We start from the raw sequence: 17,070 nt of genomic DNA, 5'->3' as shown, positions 1-17,070 counted from the left end.
GTCATGTCAGACGCACAACGAGGAGTCATCTGTTGACCATCGCCCCCGACGCCGACACCACGGCGGCACCGGTGCCGACCCAGTCCAGGTACCAGAACCGCGTCGCCGACTACTGGAACGCCGAGGAGAATCCGGTCAACCTCGAGCTCGGCAGGCTCGACGACCTCTACCACCACCACTACGGCATCGGCGACGCCGACCGCTCCGTGCTCGACGAGGCCGACCCCGTACGGCGGCGGGAGCGGATCACCACCGAACTGCACCGCCTGGAACACGCCCAGGCCGAGCTTCTCGCCGACCGGCTCGGTCCGCTCTCCCCCGCCGACCGCGTCTTCGACGCCGGCTGCGGGCGCGGCGGCGGCAGCGTCGTGGCCCATCTGCGCCACGGCTGCCAGGCGGACGGCGTGACCATCTCGGCCAAGCAGGCCGCGTTCGCCAACGAGCAGGCCCGCAAGCGGGGCATCGACGGCCAGGTGCGCTACCACCACCGCAACATGCTCGACACCGGCTTCGAGACAGGCGCCTACGCCGCCTCGTGGAACAACGAGTCGACCATGTACGTCGAGCTGGAGCTGCTGTTCGCCGAGCACGCCCGGCTGCTGCGCCGCGGCGGACGCTACGCGGTGATCACCGGCTGCTACAACGACGCCTACGGCCGGGCGTCCCGCGAGGTGTCCCTCATCAACGCCCACTACATCTGCGACATCCATCCGCGCTCGGAGTACTTCCGGGCGATGGCCCGCAACCGCCTCGTCCCCGTCCACGTCCAGGACCTCACCGCCGAAGCCATCCCCTACTGGGAGCTGCGCCGGCAGGCCGAGCATCTGGTCACGGGCATCGAGGACACGTTCCTCACGGCGTACAAGAACGGCAGCTTCCAGTACCTGCTGATCGTCGCCGACCGGATCTGATCCACCGGGATCACACCGGAGGCGCCTACGCGTCCAGGTGAAGCGCGTTCCGGCACGGGCTTGCGCGATGGATGTGGCATCCCCGCATCGCACGAGCCCGTGCCGGAACTCCCCCTGGCGGCTCCCCCTTGGACCGTGGGCCTTTCGGGTCCGCGCTGCTGGCCTCAGCCCACGGGGCGCTTCTGGTTGTCGATGTACTGCTTCACGACGGTCAGGGGGCCCCGCCGCATGAGCCGGCTAAGTAGGAGCCGGACCAGAAGCGTCCGCCCCACAGGTACCGGCGCAGGTACGTGTCGTACTCCTTGCGGAGCAGTCGGGCGGAGACGCCCCTGAGGGAGTTGACCAGCTTGGAAAGCTGGACCTTCGGCGGGCAGTGCACGTGCAGGTGTACGTGGTCCTCCGGACATCGACGGGTACGCGGTCGCGCGTGCGATCCGTGCCCGGCCGGAGGGTGACACGCTGCGGCTGATCGCCGTGTCGGGGTTCATCCAGGGCACCGACCGCGCCCTGGCCCGGGCGGCCGGGTTCGACGCCCTTCTGGCCAAACCGCTGCCCCTGACGGATCTGCTGGAGCTCCTGGAGCGGCTGGACAAGTCCTGAACTCACTTCTGTGTCTTCCGCGTTGGGCTCACCTGTGCTTGCCTGGTGAGCCGTTTTCGGTCGCCGGTGCAGGAGTCGCCGTATGCGGAAGCCGTGGATCGTGGGGTCGCTGCTGGCCGGTGTGCTGCTGCTGGGCGCCTGCGACGACCCGTCGTCCGGGCCGGAGGAGGCGCCGCCCTCCCCCGCGCTGCCTCAGGTGTCGGCCACGACGACCCACCAGCGGGCCCCCGCCTCCCCCGGTGTGCCGGCGGTGAAGCCCCGGGTGCTGTATCTCGGGGACTCGCTGGCGATGGAGGCGCAGAACGTCCTCGGAGACCAGCTCCGCACGCACCTGGCGGCGACGTACACGAGCGCCCCCTACTCGGGAACCACTCTGTGCGACTACCTCGAAGGCACCGGGAAGCGTTCCCTCGTGCCGGACGCGGACAAGGCCGCCGCGCTGGTGCGCGCCCGGCACCCGGACTACGTGGTGCTCCAGTTCTGGGGCAACGCGTGGGGCTACACCTGGTGCATGGACGGGATCACCTACAACGCCTCGCAGCAGCGGTACTTCACGCGCTACCGCGCCGACCTGCGCAGGCTCACCGAGCAGATCGCCGACGCGGGCGGCAGCCGGCGTCCGAAGATCGTGTGGGTGCTCCAGGGACCGGACCCGATCACGCCCGACCGGGTCCGGCGCGTGAACGAGATGTACGAGCGACAGGCCGCCGCCTCGGGCGACATCGTCTCCGACGCGGGCGCCACGGTGAGCCCCGCCGGGGCCCGCTACACCTGGAGCCAGGACCTGCCGTGCACCGCCTACGAGCACGAACACGCCGGCTACTGCACCGATCCGGGCCGCGACCGCACCGCACTCCACTTCGGCAAGGACTACCTGCACTTCTGCCTGGCGCCCACGACTCCCACGCCGAAGCCGTGCCCGGCGCGCTCCCCCGGCATCGAGCGGATCGCCCGCGCGATCACGGAGACGATCGCGGAACGAGTTCGCGCGCGATGAGCCGGTTCCCGTCGGCGACGCCCCGGAGGTGGGGGCAGGGCGTCACTCGCCCGTGTAAGCCTTCTCCAGGGCGGCGATGTCGAGCTTGCCCATGGAGAGCATCGCCTGCATCGCGCGCGCCGACTTCGCCGTGTCGGGGTCGCTGATCATCTCGTCGAGGCGCTCCGGGATGACCTGCCAGGACACGCCGTAGCGGTCCTTGAGCCAGCCGCAGGGGCCGGGCTCGCCGCCGCCCTCCGTGAGCTTGGCCCAGTAGTAGTCGATCTCCTCCTGGTTCTGGCAGAACATCTGGAAGGAGATCGCCTCGGTGAACTTGAACTGGGGGCCGCCGTTCAGGGCGACGAACCTGTGGCCGTTGACGGTGAACTCGACGGTCAGCACCGTGCCGGCCGGCTGCATGGCGCCCTCGGTGTAGTGGGACACCCTGCCGATGCTGGAGTTCTTGAAGACCGAGACGTAGAAGTGGGCGGCCTCCTCGGCCTGGCCGTCGAACCAGAGACACGTGGTGAATCCGTCGGTGGTCATGTGTTCTCCTCCTGGGGCGCCGAACGCGGTCACCTGTACCGACTGATCCTTGCCACGGAACTCATCGGTGGGACGTCCGGTTAATGCGGATGGCCGTGGCACCTACCGGAACTACGCTCCGCACATGACGTCTTCGCCTGCCGACACAGCAGAGAACGCAGAGCCCTCCGCCGGCATCCGGCCCTTCCGCCTCGACATCCCGCAGAGCACCCTCGACGACCTTCACCACCGCCTCGACCGCACCCGCCTGCCCGACGAGTTGCCCGGCACGGGGTGGTCGTACGGTGTGCCCGGCGACTATCTGCGTGAACTCGTCACGTACTGGCGTCACTCCTACGACTGGCGGTCCGCCGAGGCGGAGCTCAACCGGCTGCCGCAGTTCACCACCACCATCGACGGCTCGAACATCCACTTCGCCCACATCCGCTCCCCCGAGCCCGACGCCACCCCGCTGATCATCACGCACGGCTGGCCCGGTTCGATCGTGGAGTTCCTGGACGTGATCGGGCCGCTCACCCACCCCGCGGCGCACGGCGGCGACCCGGCCGACGCCTTCCACCTCGTCGTACCGAGCATCCCCGGGTTCGGGCTGTCCGGGCCTGCGGCGGACACCGGCTGGGAGGCGGGCCGGGTCGCCGACGCCTGGGCCGAGCTGATGCGGCGGCTCGGCTACGAGCGGTTCGGAGCGCAGGGCGGCGACTGGGGTGCGGCGATCTCCCGCGAGCTGGGGCGGGCGCATCCCGACCGCGTGATCGGCGTCCATCTCAATCTGCTGCCGGGCGGACAGCAGCTCACCGAGCCGACGCCGGAGGAGCTGGACGAGCTCGGCACGGAGGAGCAGGAGCGGGCGCTGCTGTCGTGGCGGCGGTGGAGCGAGTGGTCGCGGGAGGGCACCGGCTACGCGATCCTGCAGTCCACCCGGCCGCAGACGCTGGCGTACGCGCTGACCGACTCGCCCGTGGGCCAACTCGCCTGGATCGTCGAGAAGTTCCAGGAGTGGACGGACTCGGGGCTGCTGCCGGAGGACGCCGTCGACCGGGACCGGATGCTCACCAACGTGATGCTGTACTGGCTGACCGGGACGGCCGGTTCCGCTGCCCTCATCTATTACGAGCGTGCGCATGCCGCGGGCCGCCAGGCTCTGCCCAACGAGCCGTCGGCCGCGCCCACCGCGCTCGCCGTCTTCCCGGCCGAGCCGCAGCTCCCGCTGCGGCACAAGGCGGAGCGGACCGAGAACCTGGTGCGGTGGACGGAGTTCGACCGCGGCGGGCACTTCGCGGCGATGGAGGAGCCGGATCTGCTGGTCGGCGACGTGCGGGCGTTCTTCCGGCAGCTGCGCGAGAAGGGCTGACACCGGCTCCGCGCGAGGACGACGGCGGGGCTCTGCCCGTGGCGAATCTGCCGCGGGCAGAGAAACCGCATCGGCGGGCGCGGGCGGGCCAAGAGTGGAGTCGACGGCAACACCGCCCGACGCTCGACAGGAGAGACCATGACTCCACTCACCGCCTTCTCGCCCCGCGCCGAGGAGGGTGACACCGCGCCCAGCCGCTTCGACGACCATCTCGCGGCCCAACTCCTCGGCCAGCGCATCGTGTTCCTCGGCACCCAGGTCGACGAGGTGTCCGCGAACCGGGTCTGCGCACAGCTGCTCCTGCTGTCCGCGGAGGACCCGCGCACCGACATCAGCCTGTACGTCAACAGCCCCGGCGGTTCGGTGCACGCGGGCCTGGCGATCTACGACACGATGCGGCTCATCCCCAACGACGTCTCGACGCTGGCGATGGGCTTCGCGGCGAGCATGGGCCAGTTCCTGCTGAGCGTCGGCGCGGCGGGCAAGCGCTACGCCCTGCCGAACGCGCGGATCATGATGCACCAGCCGTCGGCGGGGATCGGCGGCACCACCGCGGACATCGAGATCCAGGCGGAGAACCTGGAGCACACCAAGCGGACCATCGAGCAGATCACCGCCGAGCACACCGGCCAGAGCCCGGAGACCATCTCGCGCGACGGGGACCGCGACCGCTGGTTCACGGCCGAGGAGGCCAAGGAGTACGGCATGGTGGACCAGGTCGTGGACTCCCTCGCGGACGTCCGCCCGACCGCCTCCAAGCGACGGATGGGGCTCTGACATGGGGAACTACACGATTCCGTACGTCACGGAGCGGACCGCGCACGGGGAGCGCTCCTCGGACGTCTTCAGCCGGCTGCTGTCCGAGCGGATCATCTTCCTCGGCACCGAGATCGACGACGGTGTCGCCAACGTCGTCATCGCGCAGCTCCTCCATCTGGAGTCGGCGGCCCCCGAGAACGAGATCGCGATCTACATCAACTCCCCCGGCGGATCGTTCACCTCACTGATGGCGATCTACGACACGATGGCGTTCGTGCAGGCGCCGATCTCGACGTTCTGCGTGGGCCAGGCGGCCTCCACGGCGGCCGTACTGCTGGCCGGCGGCGATCCGGGACGGCGGTTCGTGCTGGAGCACGCCCGCGTCCTGCTCGGCCAGCCGGCCAGCGGCGGCCGGCAGGGCACGGTCTCCGATCTCACCCTCCAGGCCAAGGAGATGGTCCGGATCCGCTCCCAGGTCGAGGAGGTCCTCTCCCGCCACACGCACCACGACATCGCGACCCTGCGCGCGGACATGGACCGCGACAAGGTCTTCACCGCGCAGGAGGCGGTGACCTACGGCCTGGCGGACCAGGTGGTGAGCCGCCGCCTGGTGGCGGTCTGAGGCACCCGCGGGGGCACCGTCATGCCGCCAGGCAGAGGCCGTTGTGCGGTGCGGCGGACGTGGTCCGGCTGCGCTCGGGCCGGTGGTGGCCGGCGATCCGGACGAGTTCGCCCTGGGCCCGGGACAGCAGGTCGCCCAGGCCGAGGCCCAGGGCGTGGGCGGCGGCCGCGAGGACCTCCGACGAGGCCTCCTTGCGGCCCCGTTCCACCTCGGAGAGGTACGGCATGGAGATCCGGGCCTCGTCCGCCACGTCCTTCAGGGTGCGCTCCTGGGCGAGGCGTTCGCGCCGCAGGACGTCGCCGACCAGGTCGCGCCAGAGGGGCTCCCTGGGCTGCCGGTGTGCGGGAGGAGGGGCGGCGGGGCGCGCGCCCTGCGAGGGGCGCAGCTCGATGACCCGGGCTTCGTTCGGCGCTTGGCTGCTCACCTTCCCACCCTAGATTCCGTCGCCCCGATGGGAAGAGATCGGCATTCCGCCCTGGGTGGAATCACGCAGGGCGGAGCCGGCCCGCCGTTTCCGCCGTTCGATTTGCGCCGCCGCGATCTGCGAGGCATGCTCCGGCGGATGCCGGGTACCCGCTCCGACGAAGCATCAAATGCTCAGATGCTGAGACACTGGTTGTGGGCAGACGTCGACACCGTGACTTCGTGGGAGAGGGAATGGACACCGCCGTGGAACGGTCGCACGCACAGGTGGTCGTGGGGGCCGCCAGGACCAGCACGGGTGATGGGCCGCTGCCGGGTATCGAGGAGCCGAGGGCCGTGGCGCCGCGTGACGCGCGGGCGCTCTCCCGGCAGTTCTTCCAGCGCCTGACGGAACTCGAAGAGGGCACGCACGAGTACCAGTACGCGCGCAACACCCTCATTGAAATGAACATGTCGCTGGTGCGCTTCGCCGCCGGACGCTTCCGGGGGCGCGGCGACGACATGGAGGACATCGTCCAGACGGGCATGATCGGCCTGATCAAGGCGATCGACCGGTTCGAGCTGTCCCGCGAGGTCGAGTTCACCTCCTTCGCGCTGCCGTACATCGTCGGCGAGATCAAGCGCTTCTTCCGCGACACCACCTGGGCGGTGCACGTGCCGCGCCGGCTCCAGGAGCTGCGGGTGGAACTGGCCAAGGCGCGCGAGGAGCTGGCCAGCCGGCTGGACCGTGACCCCACCGTCCCCGAGCTCGCGACCTTGATGAACATCCCGGAGAACGAGGTCGTCGAGGCGCAGATCGCCTCCAACGGCTACAACTCCTCGTCCCTGGACGCCGCACTCACCGGCGACGGCCCCGAGAACGGCGAGGCGGTACTCGCCGACTTCATCGGCGTGGAGGAGGAGGGGCTGCGGCTCGTCGAGGACTTCCAGTCACTCGCCCCGCTCATGGCCGAACTCGGCGAGCGGGACCGGCAGATCCTCCACATGCGGTTCGTGGAGGAGGCCACACAGGCGGAGATCGGCGAACATCTCGGCTGCTCACAGATGCATGTGTCCCGGCTCATCAAGCGGATCATCACGCGGCTGCGCGAGGGGATGCTGGGCGAGCTCGGCTGCGCCTGAGGGCCGAAGGGCAGGCACTCGCGGACGTGACCGCCGGAGTCGGAGGCGCAGACAGCTTCGGCGGTCACCCGCGGATCAGCTTGACGACCGCGCAGACCCGCTTGCCCACCGGAACCCGTTCCACGGTGACGCGTTCGGCCAGGGCGTGGACGATCTCCAGTCCGTGCCGGCCGACGCGCTCGGGGTCGCGCGGGAAGCGGCGCGGAAGAGCCGCACTGCTGTCGTAGACCCAAATGCTCACCGACATGTCCGTGCCCTCGAGCTCGAGGATGTACGGGCCGTTGCTGTGCCGGTCGGCGTTGGTGACCAGCTCGCTCACGACCAGCAGCACCTCCTCGACGGCACGGTCCTCGATCCTGGCGCACCACTCGGTCCTGAGCTGGTCCACGAAGTGCGCGGTGAAGGAGCGCGCCTCGGCGATGCATCCCTGCTCGCCGGTGTAGTGCGCCGCCCGCCGTAGCGGCTCGACGGGCACGTCGAAACCAGTCGGTATCACTGCCCCGCCCACGTGCTCGATCATGCATGTCTCTCTCGGAAGCCGGCCAGGCCGGACGCTGCTGCAACATGCTCGTACCCCGAGGCGCGTCCCGCAGTCCCCCTTCCGGCCGTTGTGTCCCCTTGCGCTCAGGACGCCGGTGATGCGGCAGAGGTTGCGGGAGTGTCCGAAGGGCTCGTGATGGGCGCGGAGGAAGGCGGCTCGGAACGCGGTGCCGAGGAGGACTCGGACGGGGCGGTCGACGTCGGCGGACAGGGAGTCGTGCCGTTGCCCGTGCCCGGCGAGGAGCCGCATCCGGGCGAGGACGCCGTCGGCGTGGACGCGCTCACCGACGGAGAGGGCTTCGCGGGCGGCTGGGTCCGGTGGTCGTGGTGGCCTGTATCACCCCGGTGCCGGGCGATCCACTCGCCGTGGCCGGGGTCGTAGAGGACGAAGATGTCGATGATCTGCGGGGCCGGGGTGACCACGACCACGTTCGAGGGGTGGTACGACGGCCAGGTGTCGCCCGTGAGGTTCGGCGTGGTCTTCAGGGCGACAGGCGGGGTCAGCGGGTTGCCGCAGGCGCAGCGAACGCGGGGCACGCCGCGGCCGTCGACGAGGACCGCCGTGCCCGACTGGAGGACAGCCTGGTAGCCGGTGGCGGCCCCGTTGCGGTAGCCGTGATTGGTGACGCGTGTGTCCATGCGCAGCTGTACGGGGGTGAGGGCGCGCAGGTAGGAGGGGACTTCGGCCGGGGCGACGGCCTCGACCGAGGCGAACGCCTTGTTCTTCGCCGAATCTGCTCCCAGTGCCTTGATCTGTTGCTCGACGTCGCAGCTGGAGAGGTTGCGGGTGCCGCCGTACAGTCCGGGCGCTCCGCCGTCGACCTGCCGTACCGCGTTCGCGGGCGCCGAGCCCGTGGCCGGAGAGGCGGAGACGGGCGGGGCGGAGCTGTGCTCGGCGGTGGACTGCGTGAATGGCTCGGGGCCGGTCTTGGCCGCGGCCTGGAGGAAGAGCTCCCCGCCCTGCCCGGAGCCGTCGGACCGGGTGAACACCACGGCCAGGACCACGGCGGCGACCACGACGGTGGCGAGCACCGCGAGGCGGGGCGCGGACTTCCACCAGGGGCGGCGGGGTGGGGGCGGGGGCGTGCTGCCACTGTCGCTGTCCGGAGGCTGCGAGGGCGGGCCCGACGGCGGTTCGGACGGGCCCGAGAGCGGGCCGGACGGTGGTCCTGTGGGGCGGCCGGAGGACGGCGGTTCGACGCTCACGAGCTCTCTCCCGACACGGCTTTCATGCGGCGTGGACCGAAATATGCCGCTTTCCTGGCTTCCGTACCCATTGTGTGTCGCGGCCCCTTGCCGCTCGCAAGCCGACGCGGACGGACCTCCCGGCGGGCGGGGCACGCGGGCGCTGCTTAGCGTGGCGAGCGTGAGCCCGCGAACCCCCTCCGCCCCGGACGTCGCCCGTCATGGCTGGCCGCAGGCCCTCGCCGCGGTGCTGGCCGCGCTGGTCGCCATGTGGGGCATCGCCGCCTTGGGGCTGCTGGCCGCCGGAGCGGGAGGTCTGCCGGACGGCGCGTTCCCCCGGGTCGTCACGGCGACGGTGGTCATGGCCGTCGGCGGCACGGTCGAGCTGTCCGGGAACGCGGGTGCGCTGGCCGAGTCCGCGGCCGGGGTCACGGTGATGCCGCTGTCGGTCACGCTGGCGGGAGCGCTCGTCCTCGCGGCGGGCTTCCTGCGCCCACTGCGGCACCGGGCGGTGGCCGGCGCCCCGGAACTCGCCGGCTGGGCCGCCCGGATCGCGGTGCTGTGGGTGCTCGCGCTGCTGGGCATGGCCTTCGCCGCCCGTCAGACCTTCGCGGTGTCCCTGGGCAGCGGGGTCCTCAGCGACCTCGGCGACGTGTTCGGCCTGTCTCCGCGGGTGGGGTTCACCACCGACGTGCCCCTGACCGTGCTCTTCGGTGTCCTGTGGCTGGCCGGTGTGCTGGTACTGGCCCTGCTGGTGTCCCCCGCGGCGCCCTTGCCGGGGCGGCTGCTGCGTTTCCAGGAGTCGGTGCGGCCGGCCGCGTACGCCATGGTCGCGCTGCTGCTCGCGTTCGTCGCCGTGGGCGTCGTGATCGCTCTGGTCGTCGCGGCGACCCGCGGGCATGCCGCGGAGACCTTCGCGGTGATCCTTCTGGGCCTGCCGAACGTGGCCTGGCTCGCGCTCACCCTCGGCCTGGGTGCCACCTGGACCGGCCGGGTGCACGGCCCGTTCGGGCTGCCCATGCCGCACGTCCTCGACGAGGTGCTGCGGACCAAGGACGTCTCCACGCTCAATCTGCACACCCTGGCCCACTACGACGGCCGGGTGTGGTGGCTCCTGGTGGCCGACGCGGTGCTGGTGCTGGCCTCGGCGTTCTCGATGGCGGCCCGCTCCCCCGCCCGCATACGGCCCTGGCAGCACGCCGTGCACATGGCGGTCGCCCTCGCGCTGACCGTCCTCATGATCTGCCTGGTGGGCCGGATCTCCGCCCACTACGGCCTGTCGCTGCTCGGTGTCGGGGACCTGGGCGGTGGCCTGGGCGGTGAGCTGTTCCTGAAGCCCCGGATGTGGTCCGCGCTGGGATTCGCCCTGCTGTGGGGCCTGGTGACCGGCTTCCTGGGCGCGCTGCTGGCGAGACCGGTACGGCGGCGGGGCGAGGCCGGGAAGGCGGACGACGCGTGAGGGCGCCGGCCTGCTAGAGCCGGTTCCGGAAGACCGGCTCGGCCCAGCGCGGCGGCGGTTCGGGCCCGTCCTCGCTCGATCGCGGCAGCCGCAGGTCCACCTCCGTCGGAGGGTGGTCGATCGGCGGGGTGCCCGTCATGGCGGTGCGCAGGGCGGTGACGAAAGCACGGCAGGACTCGTGGCGCTCCTCGGGGCTCTTGGCCAGGGCCCTGGTGAACACGGCGTCGGCCGCGGGGACGAGGTCGGGGCGGAACTTCGTCAGCGGGGGCGGCTGGTCGTACTGATGGGCCCAGAGCAGGGCCATGTCGTCGTCGCGCCGGAAGGGCGGGCGGCCGGCCAGTGACTCGTAGACGACGCAGCCGAAGCCGTAGACGTCGCAGCGTCCGTCGACGGGCCGCCCGGAGATCTGCTCCGGGGCCACGTAGTCGAGGGTGCCGACGAACTGGCCGACGGACGTGAACCCGGTCAGCGACAGCGACTTCTTCGTCAGGCCGAAGTCGGTGAGGTAGGCGTGCTCGGGGTGGTCGCTGTCGGTGCCGCGGGCCACCAGGATGTTGCCGGGTTTCACGTCCCGGTGGACCAGCCCGTGCTCATGGGCCGCGTCGAGCGCGGAGGCGATCTGCGCGGCGATGCGCAGCGCGGCCTCGGGATCGAGCGGGCCGCGCCGGTCGAGGAGATGACGCAGGTCGCTGCCCTCGACGTAGCGCATGGCGATGTAGAGGATGCCGTCCGTCTCGCCCGCCTCGAAGACCGGCACGATGTGCGGGTGGTCGATGGCGGCGGCCGCCCGGGACTCGTGGGTGAAGCGGAGCCGGAAGGTGTCGTTGCGGGCGAGTTCGGGGGCGAGCAGCTTGAGGGCGACCGTCCGCTCCAGGCGCAGGTCGCGGGCGCGGTAGACGACGGCCATGCCGCCGCGCCCGATCTCGCGCTCGATGCGGTAGCCCGCCACCTGCCGGCCGATCAGGTCGGAGGGGCGGCCCGCGAAGACGCTCGCGTCAGGGGCCATCGGGCGTCACGACCTGGGTGGGAGCGTGGCCGCCGTCGGGGGCTGCCGCGCCCGGTTGGTCGTCGTCGGTGGCGTAGGTGCTCACGCGCGTCCCGTCGCCGAAGACCCATCGGCCCTGTTCGGTGTCGTAGAGCCAGACGTTCTCGCCGTCGACGACGATCCCGACGCGCAGTCCCCGCGTACGGCCGCGGAAGGACTCGCCGTCGAGGCCACCGTGTGCGCGTTCCTCGACGGCGGCCCGGTAGCGCGCCAGGTTCTGTTCGGTGCGGGCCAGCAGGGGGCGCGGATCGGCGGTGCGCGCCTGGGGCCCACCGGTGGCGGGCGGGTCCTGGGGCACGGCGACCAGATGGCGGCCGTCGACCCACGCCGACCAGCCGTTGGAGCACACCACGTGCGCCCAGTCGCCGCGCCGCTCGGCGAGCTGGACGGGCAGCAGCGGATCGAGCGGGACCGTGGGGCGGCCGGGGTCGGGGGCCTCCCACGCGGGCATGCCGTGCTGCGGGACGACGTGGGTTGGCCGGAAGCCGGGGTTCGTCATCGCTGGGCCTACTTCCGCATCACGACGGGTTCGTGCCGGCGCAGCAGCCGGGAGACCAGGAACCCGAAGAGCACCGAGAGCACCACCAGCATGGCGATGTTCAGCAGCCACACCCCGGCCGAGTGCCTGAACAGCGGATCGCCGGTCAGGTCGCCCGGCACGATCCGGGCCAGTCCGACCGTGCCCGCCATGGCGCCGAGCGCCCACCGCGAGGGCACCAGCCACGACAGCTGCTCCAGACCCGGCACGCCGTGGAGCTTCAGCAGGGCCCCGCAGAAGACGACTTGGACGATGGCCAGCAGCACGAGCAGTGGCATCGTCACCTCTTCCTTGCGCACGAGCGCGGAGACGAGCAGGCCGAGCATCATCGCGGTGAAGGCCAGCAGGGCCACGGCGACGGTGATTTCGGCAAGGGGCGGCATCAACACGCCTTCGCCGCCCGGTGCGTTGAGGTCGACACCGAGGAGGGCGACCAGCGTGAGCACCACGGCCTGGAGGACGGTGATCGTGCCCAGGACGACGACCTTCGACATCAGATACGCCGATCTGGACAGCCCCACGGCCCGCTCGCGCTGGTAGATGGTGCGTTCCTTGACGAGTTCGCGCACGGCGTTGGCCGCGCCGGTGAGGACTCCGCCGACGCACAGGATGAGCAGGGCGTTCATCGCGGTCGCCTGGGTCAGTCTGCTGCCGGCCAGGGCGCGGGCCATGGCGCCCATCACGAACGGCAGGGCGATCATGATGGCGAGGAAGGTGCGGTCGGCGCCGAGGGCCGCGGTGTAGCGGCGCACCAGTGTGCCGAGTTGCGCGCCGCGGCTGCGCGGGCGGGGCAGCGGGGCGACGGCGACCGGGCCGGAGCTGAGCACGCGGGGCTGCGCCGTCGCGTCGGTGACGTAGCGCCGGTGGGAGGGCGAGTGGCGGAAGTCGCCCGCCCAGTCGCGGTCGCGGTCCCGTTCGAAGGCCTCGAACGCCTCCGGCCACTGCTCGAAGCCGAAGAAGGCGAGGGCTTCGCCGGGCGGGCCGTAGTAGGCGATGGTGCCGCCGGGTGCGAGCACCAGGAGCCGGTCGCACACGTCGAGGCTCAGGACGCTGTGGGTGACCACGACGACGGTACGGCCGTCGTCGGCGAGGCCGCGCAGCATGTGCATCACCGAGCGGTCCATGCCGGGGTCCAGGCCCGAGGTCGGCTCGTCGAGGAAGAGCAGGGAGGGTTTGGTCAGCAGCTCCAGGGCCACGCTGACCCGTTTGCGCTGCCCGCCGGAGAGGCTGTGCACGTGCTGGCCGGCCCGCTGCTCCAGGCCCAGTTCGCGGATGACCTCCTCGACCCGGGCCCGGCGCTCTGCCTTCGCGGTGTCCTGCGGAAAGCGCAGTTCGGCGGCGTAGGACAGGGCGCTGCGGACGGTCAGCTGGGCGTGCAGGATGTCGTCCTGGGGGACGAGTCCGATGCGCTGGCGCAGCTCCGCGTAGTCGCGGTAGAGGTCGCGGCCGTCGTAGAGCACCGTGCCGTGGTCGGCGGGCCGCTGGCCGGTGAGGGCGTTCAGCAGCGTGGACTTGCCGGCGCCGCTCGGACCGACGACGGCGAGCAGGCACTTCTCCCCCACCGGGAACGACACGTGGTCGAGCAGGGTCTTGCGGCCGCGGTCCACTGTGACCGCGAGGTCCTGGACGTCGAGGGAGACCTCGCCGGTGTCGACGTACTCCTGGAGCTGGTCGCCGACGAGGCAGAACGCCGAGTGACCGATGCCGACGATGTCGCCCGGGCCCATGGGAGCGGCGCTGACGGGCGAGCCGTTGAGGAACGTGCCGTTGTGGCTGCCCAGGTCGGCGATCTCGTAGGTCCCGTCGGGCAGGGCGCGCAGCTCGGCGTGCCGGCGCGAGACGCTCAGGTCGTCGATGACGAGGTCGTTGTCGGCGGCGCGGCCGATGCGGACGGTGCGGCTGGGCAGCGGGCGGACGCTGGTGGGCCGGCGGTAGGTGGCGGTCAGGCCGGGCATGGAGACCGCCGACGGGCGCTCGGCGGGCTTGACCACGGGACTGGTCAGCACCGCGCACGGGCCGTCGGCGGGGTTGCCGAAGCGGATCACGCTGCCGGGGCCCACGTCCCACGCGTGGATGCGGCGGCCGTCGGCGAAGGTGCCGTTGGTGCTGTCCTCGTCCTCGAGGGTCCAGTGGTCGGTGTCGGGGCGCAGCACCGCGTGGTGCCACGAGACCCGTACGTCGTCGATGACGATGTCGCTCAGGGGGTCGCGTCCGACGTGGTAGTCATGGGCGGGGCTCATCACGGTGGAGCCCGCCTCGGTCTCCAGGACGAGTTCGGGCGCAGTCGGCGCGCCGGGCCGCTCTGCCATGAGCAGGATTCTACCGATTCGTCCTCATCCGCGCCCGGCGCGGCGGTCGCCGCCGACGGTCAGCCGACCGGCAGGAAGAGTGCCGGGATGGTGCGCTGCATCCGGAGGGCGTCGACGGACTCCGCCAGCAGCTCGTACTCGGTGGTGTCGTCGTTCGTGGCGATCCGCACCAGTCGCCCTGCGGCCAACTGCTCGGCCACCAGCTCCTGTTGGCCGTCGTCGCCGCACCATGACCGCAGTACGGCCGGCACGTCGGGCACGGTGCCGGCGACGGGGACGAGTGCGCTCGGCGGGAAGTGCTCGGCCTCGGGCCGGGGGTCCAGACGGTCGGCGATCCAGTTCGCACGGTCGCGCAGCCACCACAGGGCGAGGGCGAGGGTGGGGGCCCGGTAGGACCCGAGCGGCACGCCGATCCGCTGGCCTGCGCAGGTGCCGTACGCCGTCACGTGGCATAAGAACTCGTCGTGCACGTCCGCTCCCCCGTTGCTCGTTCGACTGTCGGCCGTCCTCGCTTTCGGTGCGACTCATGTGCAGTTTTCGCGCGATCATGTGCTGTGCGTGATCGCTTCTTCGCTCGCCGTGAAGTCCCTCGACTGTTGAGTATGTTCACTGCTGAAACAGAGTCACCACGACTTTCCGGCCACTCTCCTGGCATATTCACAGGGGCAGTTGGCCGAAATCCTGCGAGCGCCTCCATTACCCGAGGAGTAATCGACGGCGCGCGGCGCCGCGGGCATGGTTGCCGTACCGGGTCGCCGGAGCGCGAATCCGGATCCTGACCAGCAACGACCGTCTCGATGGAGGCTGATCCGCCATGTCCGTGAACACCGATCGTTACGAGAACGCCGTCGCCCGTTACTTCGAGGCCTGGAACGCGGGCGGGCCCGAGGAGCTGGCGAAGGCGGTGGCCGCCGCCTGGACCGCCGACGGCAGCTATACCGACCCGCTCGCCGACGTCGCCGGGCACGAGCAGATCACCGCCGTGATCACGGCGGCCCACGAGCAGTTCCCCGGTTTCACCTTCCGGCCGGGCGGCGCCGTGGACGGCCACCACGACACGGCGCGCTTCTCCTGGGAGCTGGTCGCCGAGGACGGCTCGGCGCCCGTGGCCGGCTTCGACGTGATCACGCTCGACGAGGACGGCCGCATCAGGACCGTGCTCGGCTTTCTCGACCGGGTTCCCGCCGGTGCCTGAGGCGCGCGATGAGTTTCGCCGCCCGCGGTGGTCTCTTCAGTACCTGGCCACCGCGAGCGGAGGAACCCGCCATGACCACGACCGCCCACCTCGACGTGGAGTTCACCGCCGTCCTGATCAAGAGCCCGGACGAGGGCGGCTGGACCTATCTCGTCTGGCCGAGGAGCGTCACGTTCTTCGGCACCCGCGGACTGGTCAAGGTCCGCGGCACGATCGACGGGCACCCCTTCCGCAGCTCCTTCATGGCCCTCGGGGACGGCACGCACAAGCTGCCCGTGAGGGCCGACCTCCGCAAGGCCATCGGCAAGGGCGAGGGCGACACGGTGACCGTGCGTCTGGCGGAGCGCATCAACCCCTAGGGGATGTCTGACAATTCCCGTCGTCCGCCCGGAGGGCGGGCCCCGCGGCGTCTGGTGCGTGCGATCGCAAGGCGCCGGAGCGCCGTCGTGGCGGAGTCACGCGGGCGGTTCGGCAACGCGGCTGGGGGCGCCCCCTCTGGGGGAGTGCGTGCCAGGCGTCGCGGGCCAGGCGGGAATTGTCAGACACCCCTAGCCGCCTCGCGGTAGCGCCGGGGCGCGACGCCGACCGCCCGTTTGAAGGCGTTGCTGAAGGCGCTCTCGGAGGTGTAGCCGACGGAGCGGGCGAGCGCCGCGACCGGGACCGTGTCCTGCCTCAGAGCGCGGGCGGCCAGGCTCATGCGCCAGTCGAGCAGGTACGTCAGCGGCGGCACCCCGGCCGCCTCCTTGAACCGTACGGCGAAGGTGGTGCGGGACATCGCGGCGGCCCGGGCCAGCTCCTCCAGCTGCCAGGGGTGCCCGGGGTCGCCGTGCATCAGGCGCAGGGCCGGGGCGAGCCGTTCGTCGGCCAGGGCGCGCAGCCACCCGGGCGGCAGCACTCGGGCCCCGGCGAGGCAGACCCGCAGGACCTGGACGAAGATCAGCTGGGCGAGCTGGTCCGAGGCGAACTCCCCGCCGGCCCGGCGCGTCCGCACCTCGTCGGCCAGCTGCCCGGTCAGCCAGCGAAGCACCGGCGCCTCGGCCGCGTCCGCCCCCATGTGGATCAGCTCGGGCAGCGCCCGGCGCAGCAGTTCGCCGCTGTCCCGGCTGAGGTCGATGTGCCCGGAGATGCAGACGACGTCCTCGCCCTCCCCCAGCTGCGCCATACGCGTGGCGGGATCGACGGTGACATCGCGGGAGTTCAGCGGCTCCACGCCGAGTTCGCTGCACAGCACGTACGGCTGACGGCCGTCGGAGACGACCACGTCCCCCTCGGACAGCTTCAGCGGTTCCCCGCCGTCCTCGCGGACCAGCAGACAGGTGCCCCGCACCACGGCGTTGACCTTGAGCTTGTCGCGCCCGTACAGCCGGATCGCCCACGCCCCGCCGGCCGTGAAACCGCCGGAGAACACGCTGCGGGCATCGGCCACGGCCAGGGCGTCGGAGAGGGGATCAGCGGACATGCTCGAACTATCACGCAAGTAATGCGGATT

At 71.4% G+C, this 17,070-nt stretch carries 19 protein-coding genes and 1 pseudogene; 10 read left to right on the top strand and 10 right to left on the bottom strand.

The genetic code is table 11. The features are described from left to right. The first annotated feature begins 32 nt into the window (after positions 1 to 32). A complete protein-coding gene (locus ACIBN2_RS05245) occupies positions 33 to 911 on the top strand; it encodes a geranyl diphosphate 2-C-methyltransferase (RefSeq protein WP_399132772.1) in 879 nt (292 codons plus the stop codon). 164 nt (positions 912 to 1,075) lie between these two features. Here the strand turns inward: ACIBN2_RS05245 and tnpA are convergent. Further along, a pseudogene (gene tnpA / locus ACIBN2_RS05240) lies at positions 1,076 to 1,311 on the bottom strand (IS200/IS605 family transposase); the annotation flags it as partial. Positions 1,312 to 1,385: 74 nt separating this feature from the next. Between tnpA and ACIBN2_RS05235 the strand changes: the two are divergent. Both ACIBN2_RS05235 and ACIBN2_RS05230 read left to right on the top strand, forming a co-directional pair. After that, positions 1,386 to 1,511, top strand: a complete 126-nt coding sequence (locus ACIBN2_RS05235) for a hypothetical protein (protein ID WP_399132771.1) — start codon at positions 1,386 to 1,388, stop codon at positions 1,509 to 1,511. An 82-nt stretch (positions 1,512 to 1,593) separates the two neighbouring features. Then, positions 1,594 to 2,508 (top strand): SGNH/GDSL hydrolase family protein, encoded by a 915-nt coding sequence (locus ACIBN2_RS05230; RefSeq protein WP_399132770.1) that lies wholly within the window; start codon positions 1,594 to 1,596, stop codon positions 2,506 to 2,508. A gap of 42 nt (positions 2,509 to 2,550) precedes the next feature. Here ACIBN2_RS05230 and ACIBN2_RS05225 read toward each other — a convergent pair whose 3' ends face one another. After that, positions 2,551 to 3,033, bottom strand: a complete 483-nt coding sequence (locus ACIBN2_RS05225; RefSeq protein ID WP_399132769.1) for a VOC family protein — start codon at positions 3,031 to 3,033, stop codon at positions 2,551 to 2,553. Positions 3,034 to 3,157: 124 nt separating this feature from the next. Here ACIBN2_RS05225 and ACIBN2_RS05220 point away from each other — a divergent pair, with 124 nt between their 5' ends. From ACIBN2_RS05220 to ACIBN2_RS05210, 3 genes are all read left to right on the top strand, one after another. Then, positions 3,158 to 4,384 (top strand): epoxide hydrolase family protein, encoded by a 1,227-nt coding sequence (locus ACIBN2_RS05220; RefSeq protein WP_399132768.1) that lies wholly within the window; start codon positions 3,158 to 3,160, stop codon positions 4,382 to 4,384. A gap of 138 nt (positions 4,385 to 4,522) precedes the next feature. After that, positions 4,523 to 5,161 carry an ATP-dependent Clp protease proteolytic subunit gene (locus ACIBN2_RS05215; protein WP_399132767.1) on the top strand — a complete coding sequence of 213 codons (639 nt, stop codon included), beginning with the start codon at positions 4,523 to 4,525 and terminating at the stop codon, positions 5,159 to 5,161. Position 5,162: 1 nt separating this feature from the next. Further along, positions 5,163 to 5,765, top strand: a complete 603-nt coding sequence (locus ACIBN2_RS05210; protein WP_399132766.1) for a ClpP family protease — start codon at positions 5,163 to 5,165, stop codon at positions 5,763 to 5,765. Positions 5,766 to 5,784: 19 nt separating this feature from the next. Here the strand turns inward: ACIBN2_RS05210 and ACIBN2_RS05205 are convergent, their stop codons facing one another. Further along, on the bottom strand, positions 5,785 to 6,189 hold the full coding sequence (locus ACIBN2_RS05205) for a helix-turn-helix domain-containing protein (protein ID WP_399132765.1): 405 nt from the start codon (positions 6,187 to 6,189) through the stop codon (positions 5,785 to 5,787). 233 nt (positions 6,190 to 6,422) lie between these two features. Between ACIBN2_RS05205 and ACIBN2_RS05200 the strand changes: the two genes are divergently transcribed. Then, a complete protein-coding gene (locus ACIBN2_RS05200; protein ID WP_399132764.1) occupies positions 6,423 to 7,310 on the top strand; it encodes an RNA polymerase sigma factor SigF in 888 nt (295 codons plus the stop codon). A 64-nt stretch (positions 7,311 to 7,374) separates the two neighbouring features. On the opposite strand, the gene ACIBN2_RS05195 is transcribed toward ACIBN2_RS05200, so the two are convergent. Both ACIBN2_RS05195 and ACIBN2_RS05190 read right to left on the bottom strand, forming a co-directional pair. Next, positions 7,375 to 7,830 carry an ATP-binding protein gene (locus tag ACIBN2_RS05195; RefSeq protein WP_399132763.1) on the bottom strand — a complete coding sequence of 152 codons (456 nt, stop codon included), beginning with the start codon at positions 7,828 to 7,830 and terminating at the stop codon, positions 7,375 to 7,377. Positions 7,831 to 7,934: 104 nt separating this feature from the next. Further along, complete coding sequence (locus ACIBN2_RS05190) at positions 7,935 to 9,056, bottom strand: DUF6777 domain-containing protein (protein ID WP_399132762.1); 1,122 nt, start codon at positions 9,054 to 9,056, stop codon at positions 7,935 to 7,937. A 160-nt stretch (positions 9,057 to 9,216) separates the two neighbouring features. Here ACIBN2_RS05190 and ACIBN2_RS05185 point away from each other — a divergent pair, with 160 nt between their 5' ends. Beyond that, positions 9,217 to 10,494, top strand: coding sequence for a streptophobe family protein (locus tag ACIBN2_RS05185; RefSeq protein ID WP_399132761.1), 1,278 nt, complete (start codon positions 9,217 to 9,219; stop codon positions 10,492 to 10,494). Between the two features lie 13 nt (positions 10,495 to 10,507). Here ACIBN2_RS05185 and ACIBN2_RS05180 read toward each other — a convergent pair whose 3' ends face one another. Genes ACIBN2_RS05180 through ACIBN2_RS05165 form a run of 4 tightly spaced genes read right to left on the bottom strand, consistent with a single transcriptional unit; the run spans position 10,508 to position 14,856 of the window. After that, positions 10,508 to 11,500, bottom strand: a complete 993-nt coding sequence (locus tag ACIBN2_RS05180; protein WP_399132760.1) for a serine/threonine-protein kinase — start codon at positions 11,498 to 11,500, stop codon at positions 10,508 to 10,510. Beyond that, entirely contained in the window at positions 11,490 to 12,038 is a 549-nt protein-coding gene (locus ACIBN2_RS05175) for a hypothetical protein (protein ID WP_399132759.1), read from the bottom strand. Before ACIBN2_RS05175 ends, ACIBN2_RS05180 begins: the two co-directional genes overlap by 11 nt. 8 nt (positions 12,039 to 12,046) lie before the next feature. Then, the gene (locus tag ACIBN2_RS05170; protein WP_399132758.1) at positions 12,047 to 14,386 is read right to left on the bottom strand and encodes an FHA domain-containing protein; all 2,340 of its coding nucleotides are present in this window, start codon (positions 14,384 to 14,386) and stop codon (positions 12,047 to 12,049) included. 59 nt (positions 14,387 to 14,445) lie between these two features. Next, complete coding sequence (locus ACIBN2_RS05165) at positions 14,446 to 14,856, bottom strand: hypothetical protein (RefSeq protein WP_399132757.1); 411 nt, start codon at positions 14,854 to 14,856, stop codon at positions 14,446 to 14,448. Positions 14,857 to 15,200: 344 nt separating this feature from the next. Here ACIBN2_RS05165 and ACIBN2_RS05160 point away from each other — a divergent pair, with 344 nt between their 5' ends. Together ACIBN2_RS05160 and ACIBN2_RS05155 are read left to right on the top strand one after the other, a co-directional pair. Beyond that, positions 15,201 to 15,581: a nuclear transport factor 2 family protein gene (locus ACIBN2_RS05160; protein ID WP_399132756.1), complete on the top strand. Its 381-nt coding sequence runs from the start codon at positions 15,201 to 15,203 to the stop codon at positions 15,579 to 15,581. Between the two features lie 71 nt (positions 15,582 to 15,652). Next, the gene (locus tag ACIBN2_RS05155) at positions 15,653 to 15,940 is read left to right on the top strand and encodes a DUF1905 domain-containing protein (protein WP_399132755.1); all 288 of its coding nucleotides are present in this window, start codon (positions 15,653 to 15,655) and stop codon (positions 15,938 to 15,940) included. 179 nt (positions 15,941 to 16,119) lie between these two features. Here the strand turns inward: ACIBN2_RS05155 and ACIBN2_RS05150 are convergent, their stop codons facing one another. Continuing rightward, positions 16,120 to 17,040, bottom strand: coding sequence for an AraC family transcriptional regulator (locus ACIBN2_RS05150; RefSeq protein WP_399132754.1), 921 nt, complete (start codon positions 17,038 to 17,040; stop codon positions 16,120 to 16,122). Positions 17,041 to 17,070: the final 30 nt, after the last annotated feature.

Source organism: Streptomyces sp. NPDC050534 (assembly GCF_044457745.1).
GTDB lineage: Bacteria > Actinomycetota > Actinomycetes > Streptomycetales > Streptomycetaceae > Streptomyces.
The sequence above is the reverse complement of the archived record's forward strand: the minus strand, read 5'-3'. Positions and strand labels throughout refer to the sequence as shown.